This is a genomic window from Ohtaekwangia sp. (assembly GCF_036568665.1).
GTDB lineage: Bacteria > Bacteroidota > Bacteroidia > Cytophagales > Cyclobacteriaceae > Ohtaekwangia.
On the sequence record NZ_DATCSD010000397.1, the window covers coordinates 1 to 6,635 of the forward strand.

Sequence of the window (6,635 nt, forward strand, 5' to 3'; positions counted from 1 at the left end):
TTTCACATCGTGAACATAGTTATCGTGTACCGATACATTATACATTGTAAAATGTCCGCGGTTAGCAGTAAGATCGCAGCGAGGATCTGTCTTTACCATCATACCGGCAAAACCTGAACCTGGTATTTCTACGTGATCAACCTCTACATCCGAACTCAGGTCTGTTACTACAAAGGAATTAGAACCATCTTTAGAAGCTTTCGCTTTAATTCCATAAGTATAATTTGCATCACCGGTTCCGGTAATTCTGAAATAGCGACTGCTGGAGAACCACATTGCATAGCCCTTATCGGAGTTCTCTACATTTACAAGTCCACCACAATTTTTGATAATGATCGGCTGAGCAGCCGTGCCTTGAAAATTGGCAAATCGTATAAAGCTTCTGTTACCCGCTTGTATACAAACAACATCACCGGGTTTAATTGACAAAGCCTTACCATCAACATTTGTTTCGTTTAGCCCAACCGTGTACTTACAATTACAATTTTGCGCCCATGAAAAATGTACCATCAAACAACCAAACACCACTAAGACAAATTTCATAATTGATTTTACCTTCATGATTCTGACATAGATTTTTTTAGTTTAAGTATCCATCAGCACCTTGCTGATATCCCATGAAATTGACGACACAAAAATATTCTCGCTGGAAGAGTTTATTCTTTTCCATATACACATGGACTTACATGCGAGAGAGTTTTGCGGAGATTATACCTTCAACTAGAGACGGGGTAGAGCGTCAACAACTGAGCAATTAAATGCACACTCAATTGCAATTCATGATATACTTTGGTAAATCAATGATGAAGCTCTGTGAGATTAAAACACGGCTGTAAACGAAGCTTCTACACAAAATATTTTATGTGCTGATGAATGTGAGATATATAGTAAAAAGATTTTTTTAAGAAATCTCTTTTACGCTCGTAAATATTTTTAAAGGAGTAAAAGATAAGCTGTACTATATACCGATAAGTAACGGAGAAGAGTATAAATGAAGAAAGATAATGCGACTTACCACTGTAAAATTTTTTAATTTGTTTTTTTGTGAAGCATTCTCTGTTTGTTTTTTTCTCCACTCATGACAATAAAGTGTGGAATGAGACATAAAATGTTTTAGTCAAAAAATTAGTTATCGCACAAAAACAGTACAGCATAACTATGCACTCATGATTACTTATCTGGAAATAAATTTAATGATGCTAAGTATATACTTGTGAAGAGATTCTTCGATGAAGAGAGATCGGGACTTCCTGTTAAAAAAGCCGTGCCTTATCCATAGACTATAAAAGAAAAAAACCTGATGTGTGTTTACATCAGGTTTGTACCCAGGGCGGGACTTGAACCCGCACGACTATTACTAGCCACAGGATTTTAAGTCCTGCGTGTCTACCAATTCCACCACCCGGGCAGACGTTTTTGGATTTCTATTATGAAACCCTGGTGCTAAATAAAAAAGTGTGAGGGGTCTCACACTTTTATTTTTTTATTCGATCGTTATTCAGACGATCAATGAGCGGGAAACGAGACTCGAACTCGCGACCCCGACCTTGGCAAGGTCGTGCTCTACCAACTGAGCTACTCCCGCTTATCTGGGCCCTTTGTTTCGTAAAGGGAGTGCAAATTTAAAGCTGAATCCCAAATTTCCAAATTGCTCCCTTTCAATCAGGCAGATTTTTTTAATTCTTCAAATTCTTTTCGAAGCTCTGCTGCGTGCTGCTTATTCTTTGAATGCAAAATATGCTTGGGTACTCCTTTCAGCTCAGATATTAAACCCACGGCCTGAAACCCACGAAGTATATAATAGGTTATATCAACCTCCCACCAGAAAAATCCCTGGCGTGCTGCTACTTCATAATAGTGGTGGTTGTTATGCCAGCCCTCGCCTAAGGTTAGTAAGGCCAGCCATATACTATTACGCGACTCATCGTTCGACTCGTAACGTTGTGTTCCGAATTTATGCATGATCGAGTTGATGGAGAATGTACCATGATATAAGATCACGGTGCTAAGGAAGAAGCCAACAAACAATGTTGAGAAACCCGCAGTAGTAAACATGGCTAAAATACTTCCGCCATTTACAATTCCCCCAAGAGCCATTACAGTTAAGGCCAAAATGGTTGGCGGCACGAGGTAATGTTTATTAAGCCAAACCAATTCAGGATACTTTGCATAATCGCCTATAGTTTTATAGTCGGTTTCTTTAAAGTCAGGTCCTACGATCCATCCTATATGCGAATACCAAAATCCATAAATCTTCATAGAGTGAGGATCTGCCGGTGTATCACTATGGCGATGGTGATGACGATGATGTGCTGCCCACCAGAGTGCTCCCTTCTGTGCAGAAGTTTGCGCCATAAATGCGATTACAAATTGAAACCAGCGTGATGTTTTATACGACTTGTGTGCGAAGTAACGATGATAGCCTCCTGTTACCCAAAACATGCGCGACACATATAGTATAGCACATACAATCCAGTCGAATAAAGTAGCGCCAGTCAATATAGCTCCCAATGGAAGAAGATGCACTCCCAGAAAAGCAAGCTCCTGTGCAAGGATAGGTTTTCTGCGCACCTCAGGTGTTAATGTTGTATTTGTCATTAGTCTTTATAACAAAGATTCGGGAAATAAATTCAGTCCGCGCGGATACCAACAAGCATCCTATATCAGGCACAAAGTTAAGGCATATTCGAAACAATCATTTTGGCATGTAATAATTTCTTAGCTCGCAAACAACTGTGTGGTAGTCAATTATTTCGCATTACTTTCTTTAAGCGGGTATGATGGCCCGGTTTTGGTTCGTATCTTGCAGTCCATTTTCATAAAATGAATCAGGCGCAGACCATAGCACTTTATCAACCTTTGCTGCACACTATTGCTTATAATCTGGTGCGCTGCAAAGAAGATGCTGAAGATATAGTGCAGGAAACATTCATGAAGTGGTTAAGCATCGATCAGCAGAAAATTGATAACACGAAAGCTTACCTGGTTCGCGCTGTTACCAATAATTGCCTAAGTCATTTAAATTCTCTTCGAAGGAAGAAGGAAGAGTATATGGATAACGTTTCCGAAATGATAAAACATTTTAAAGAGACGAACCTGGCTCACCTTGATATGGACGCTGCCATTAAAGTATTGCATGTCAAACTCGAACCTCTCGAGCGTGCTGTATACTTGCTGAAAGAAGTTTTTGATTTTGATTACGAAGACCTTCAACAAACATTCGATAAAAAGAAAGATCATTGCCGCCAGTTATTCTGCAGAGCAAAGAAGAAATTAAGTGAAGAAACTTCTAAAATAGATTTGCCTGATACATCCAAATTGCTGGAGAGTTTTCGAAACGCCTGCCATTTTGGAAACGCCTCCGACCTCATCCAGGAACTCAAAAAGGATATTGCAGAGGCGATCTCAAAAAAATTCTGATTTTTTTCTCCAGGCTTGTCACAGATTTTTAGTTCGCCAGTCTTACACTATACGAGCGCCAAAAGCGAACGTATAAATTAATATTTACCTACAACCAATTGCACACATGATTGTCATTTTTGCATTTTTTATCGGACACTGGTACCTCTCGCTCTTTTTCCAGACTTTTTTCCTGCATCGCTATGCATCGCATCATGCTTTTACGATGAATAAATTTACCGAGAAAGTATTCTTTGTGCTCACGTGGATATTTCAAGGTTCAAATTATCTGAGCCCGTATGGTTATGGCGTAATGCACCGGATGCATCATGCTTTTGCCGATACGGAAAATGATCCGCACTCTCCCAAATACGATGAAACAATCTGGAACATGATGTGGAAAACAAAAACCATCTATTCGCAGATTGCTAATCGCGAAATGGTTGTTGACAAGCGTTTCACCGAAGGTGTGCCGGAGTGGGAAGCCTTCGATAAGTTTGCTCGTTCATGGCCGTCCAGAATTTTTTGGGCTGCTTCTTATATAACGGTATATGCTGTTTTTGCAACACATTGGTGGTTATGGTTATTGTTACCTATACATTTCCTGATGAGCCCAGTGCATGGTGCTATTATCAATTGGTTCGCACACAAGTACGGCTACAGAAATTTTGAGGTTGGCGATACTTCTATGAATTTCCTTCCGGTAGATTTTTTGATGATGGGCGAAAGCTATCACAATAATCACCACAAGCATGGAAACCGTGCAAACTTTGGTGGTATTCGCTGGCACGAGATTGACCCGACTTATATTGTTATTAAGGTATTGGATAAGCTAAATATTATTCAGCTTGCCAAGCGCAAAGAGATTGCTATCGAAAACGTAAAGAAAGCAGCGTAGGAGCTATAAAGTTTTAGCGCTGATTTTTAGAAGCCTCTTGATCAAAATATCAAGAGGCTTTTTTATTTTGATCTGAATTTGCTGAAAGAAAAATTAACAGGGAAATTAAAGCAAAAGAAGAGAGCTTCAGGATACAGCGGACATGCTGTAAAAAAGAAAGTGGTGATGGAGGGAATCGAACCCCCGACACAAGGATTTTCAGTCCTTTGCTCTACCAACTGAGCTACATCACCGGGAAATTTGCCTGCCAGCTTTGTTCGACAGGGGCACAAAAGTATGTAAATTTATATTCGGTGCAAAACCCTAATTGAATTTATTGGAATTAATGGAATAAGGTTATTATCGCGTATGATTCAACAGATCGTTTTTATCCTCACCCTGGGCGCTGCAAGCTGGTTTATATGGAAACGTGCCAGCCGTATACGTGCTAATATAAATCTGGGCAAAGACAAAGAAATTAAAGACAATCCCGATCAGCGTCTGCAAAACATGATCCTTGTTGCATTTGGTCAGAAAAAAATGTTCAAGCGACCTGTACCGGCATTTCTTCACTTACTCATTTATGTAGGGTTCATCGTTATAAACCTCGAAGTGCTTGAATTTATAATTGATGGTGTAGCGGGAACTCACCGAATATTCGCGCCATTCTTGGGAGGCTTTTATACTGTTCTGATGAACATCTTCGAGTTTTTGGCAGTGGGTGTTCTTCTTTCTTGTGTATTCTTCCTTCTTCGTAGAAACATTTTGAAATTGAAGAGATTTTGGTCAACGGAATTAAATGGTTGGCCTAGACTCGATGCCAACATCATTCTTTGTACTGAGATCATCCTCATGCTGGCCATTCTTTCTATGAATGCTACCGACCAGGTTCTGCAACAAACAAATGAACACTATATCTCCACCGGAAAATTATTCTTCAGCTCGTTCCTGATTCCTGTATTTCAAAATCTTCCGGAGAATACATTGATTTTTATTGAGAGGTTTGCCTGGTGGGGACACATCATCGGTATTCTGGGATTTGCTATATACGTTACTTATTCAAAACACCTTCATATTTTCCTGGCATTCCCGAATACATACTTTGCCAACGTAGAGGCTAAGGGCCACATGAAAAACATGCCCGTGGTAACGAACGAAGTGAAAATGATGCTGGGCCTTGCAGAAGCAAGCAGTGCACCTCCTGCTGAACCAGGAAGATTTGGAGCAAAAGATATAAACGATCTCTCATGGAATAATTTATTGGCTGCTTATTCCTGCACCGAATGTGGTCGATGTACATCTGAATGTCCTGCTAACATCACCGGTAAGAAACTTTCTCCGCGCAAGATCATGATGGACACGCGCGACCGGATGGAAGATGTAGGTAAGAGTCTTGAGAAGGGCGGTCCGGGATTAGAGGACGGAAAATTTTTACTGGGCGACTATATAACAAAAGAAGAGATCAATGCCTGCACAAGTTGCAATGCTTGTGTTGAAGCATGCCCGGTTATGATTAACCCGCTTGAAATCATTTTAGAATTGAGACGGTATATTGCCATGGAAGAGTCCGGATCTCCGGCTTCGTGGAATTCTGTGTTTCAAAACATAGAGACTAATTTCGCTCCCTGGAAATTCTCTCCAAGTGATCGCTTCAATTGGTCAAAAGAAGAAAAATAATCAACGCCATATTCAGTAACGACTAACCACAACCATGACAGTACATACCATGGCCGATATGGCCGCAAAAGGCGAAACTCCGGAAATACTTTTTTGGGTAGGATGCGCAGGATCTTTCGATGATCGATATAAGCGTGTAACAAAAGCACTTGTAAAAATTCTTAATGCGCTTGATATAAAATTCGCAGTGCTCGGTACCGAAGAAACCTGCACGGGAGACCCCGCCCGAAGAGCTGGCAATGAGTTTCTTTTTCAAATGCAAGCCATGAGTAACATTCAAGTGTTGAATGGTTACGGGGTTAAGAAAATAGTTACTGCTTGCCCACATTGCTTCAATACAATCAAGAATGAATATCCGGAGCTGGGTGGTAATTACGAAGTTGTTCATCACTCTGCGTTTCTTCAGGAGTTAATCAACGAAGGAAAAATAAAAGTAGAAGGCGGAGCTTTTAAAGGAAAGAAAATTACCTATCACGACTCTTGCTATCTCGGCAGAGCCAACAATATATATGAAGCTCCGCGCACTGTGCTTGCTGCACTCGATGCTGACCTGGTTGAAATGAAGCGCTGCCGTACTACCGGCCTTTGCTGTGGTGCCGGTGGAGCACAAATGTTTAAAGAACCAGAAAAAGGAAATAAAGACATAAATGTAGAACGCACGGAAGAGGCACTGGCTACCGGA

5 protein-coding genes, 3 tRNA genes and 1 pseudogene are annotated in these 6,635 nt (G+C 40.6%); 4 read left to right on the forward strand and 5 right to left on the reverse strand.

Going from position 1 to position 6,635, the window contains the following annotated elements:
* The 4 genes and pseudogenes from VIN08_RS23415 to VIN08_RS23430 form a co-directional block, all read right to left on the reverse strand.
* Positions 1-543, reverse strand: a pseudogene (locus tag VIN08_RS23415) (hypothetical protein); the annotation flags it as partial.
* A gap of 779 nt (positions 544-1,322) precedes the next feature.
* Positions 1,323-1,408 (reverse strand) — tRNA-Leu (locus VIN08_RS23420).
* 104 nt (positions 1,409-1,512) lie between these two features.
* Positions 1,513-1,585, reverse strand: a tRNA-Gly gene (locus VIN08_RS23425).
* A 77-nt stretch (positions 1,586-1,662) separates the two neighbouring features.
* Positions 1,663-2,571, reverse strand: a complete 909-nt coding sequence (locus VIN08_RS23430) for an acyl-CoA desaturase (RefSeq protein ID WP_331970604.1) — start codon at positions 2,569-2,571, stop codon at positions 1,663-1,665.
* Positions 2,572-2,823: 252 nt separating this feature from the next.
* Here VIN08_RS23430 and VIN08_RS23435 point away from each other — a divergent pair, with 252 nt between their 5' ends.
* Together VIN08_RS23435 and VIN08_RS23440 are read left to right on the forward strand one after the other, a co-directional pair.
* Positions 2,824-3,420 (forward strand): sigma-70 family RNA polymerase sigma factor, encoded by a 597-nt coding sequence (locus VIN08_RS23435; protein WP_331970607.1) that lies wholly within the window; start codon positions 2,824-2,826, stop codon positions 3,418-3,420.
* Between the two features lie 106 nt (positions 3,421-3,526).
* On the forward strand, positions 3,527-4,297 hold the full coding sequence (locus VIN08_RS23440) for an acyl-CoA desaturase (protein WP_331970610.1): 771 nt from the start codon (positions 3,527-3,529) through the stop codon (positions 4,295-4,297).
* 160 nt (positions 4,298-4,457) lie between these two features.
* On the opposite strand, the gene VIN08_RS23445 is transcribed toward VIN08_RS23440, so the two are convergent.
* Positions 4,458-4,530 (reverse strand) — tRNA-Phe (locus tag VIN08_RS23445).
* A 115-nt stretch (positions 4,531-4,645) separates the two neighbouring features.
* Here VIN08_RS23445 and VIN08_RS23450 point away from each other — a divergent pair.
* Positions 4,646-5,953: a (Fe-S)-binding protein gene (locus tag VIN08_RS23450; RefSeq protein WP_331970613.1), complete on the forward strand. Its 1,308-nt coding sequence runs from the start codon at positions 4,646-4,648 to the stop codon at positions 5,951-5,953.
* A gap of 34 nt (positions 5,954-5,987) precedes the next feature.
* A partial coding sequence (locus VIN08_RS23455) for a (Fe-S)-binding protein (RefSeq protein ID WP_331970616.1) occupies positions 5,988-6,635 on the forward strand: 648 nt, incomplete at its 3' end.